Here is a 1,437-nt window from a genome sequence, read left to right on the forward strand (position 1 = left end):
TTGATGGTTAGGAAACTCAATCGGCCCTTATTGGGTTTCCTAACCATGAGCAGGGGCAAGGACGAACCCCATATGGTGTGGGCTGTCGCAGAGTAATGTGGAAAAATGCCAGTTTTGCCGTGTTTTTAAGCTAAACCCCATTTTTCAGGCGCACTTATCCAGTGCAGGGGTCTAATCGCCATCCGCTGCAGCCTGTCAGAGAGCATTTTGGTGGCGTGCTCGCCCGCCATCGCGCCAGCAAATCGCAGCCGCCCCTGGCATAGAATGCATTGATACGGGTCAGTGCCCAGGAACGCTTTCATCAGCACCGCGAAACCCGGCTTTTGAGGTTTTTCTCGTGGCGTCATCTCCAGCGCGTCGTAGACTCTCGGCAGCAGCGAGCCGCGTTTGCGGTTGGCCAGGAAGCCGTAGTAGCGCACCATTTTAAAGTGTCGGGACGGGATGTGGCTGACGTAACGCTGCAGCATCTCCTCCTGGCTGATTTTCTGGCGTTTGTGCTGCTGCGTACGGTGATCGTAATACTGATGCACCACGGCACCGCCGCGATAGTGGCGCAGCTGAGATGCGGCCACCGGTGGGCGCTTCAGATAACGGCCGAGGTATTTCACACTGCGCCAGACGCCGCGGGTCTTTTTGGCGAAATGCACTTTCCAGCAACGCCGGTATTGTGCATGCAGGTAGCGGTGCCACCGGTCCTCGTTGCGGATATGGCCCAGGCCCGGCAGGGCGCCGGGATTGATGCGGGCGTAGTTGTCGCGCAGCAGATAGACGACGGCATTGCGCCAGATGGCTTCCACTTCTTTCTTTTTGAAGAACAACTTACGCCAGGTGCTGTGTTTGACATCAAGTCCGCCGCGGGTAACGGAAACGTGGATATGCGGATGCTGATTCAGCTGTCGACCGTAGGTATGGAGCGCACAGAAGATACCGACTTCGATCCCCTGTTGGCGCGCCCAGCGGAGCATAGCGCGGGTGGCGCAGCGAAACAGGTCGTTGAGCAGGGGCCAGTTGTTGTTGAAGAACGGCCACAGCAGGTGAGGCATGGTAAACGTGATGTGCTGCCAGTCGCAGTCAGGCAGGATGTGCTGCTGTTCGGTGATCCACTGCTCAGTGGCCTTGAGGCCACAACTGCTGCAGGCCTTGGACTTGCAGCTCTGGCAGAAAAAGCGGGAATGGGTGCAGTCCGGTGAGGCGCAACAGTAGCGGCGCACGCCCATGGCGCAGGTGCCGCAGGCGAGCATGCGCTCGACGGCGAGTTTGGTCCAGTCGCTGAGGGCGTTGCCGTGTTTGTCGAGATAACGGCTCCAGCCATCATCGTGCTGGAACAGCAGCTTTGCCGGTCGGGGAATATACATGGTGCAGAGTCTACAGGGCGGCAGGGAACAGGAAAAGGGCGTCGGCGCCAGCCGGCTCACGTCGCAGGCGTGCTCATTTTAT

General features: G+C 58.7%; 1 protein-coding gene. It reads right to left on the bottom strand.

Features of this window, described 5'->3' with window-relative positions:
* Positions 1–125: 125 nt before the first annotated feature.
* Positions 126–1,355, bottom strand: coding sequence for an IS91 family transposase (locus tag H5P17_RS26415; RefSeq protein WP_182825914.1), 1,230 nt, complete (start codon positions 1,353–1,355; stop codon positions 126–128).
* Positions 1,356–1,437: the final 82 nt, after the last annotated feature.

The organism is Serratia sp. OS31, assembly GCF_014164835.1.
GTDB classification, from domain to species: domain Bacteria; phylum Pseudomonadota; class Gammaproteobacteria; order Enterobacterales; family Enterobacteriaceae; genus Serratia; species Serratia liquefaciens_A.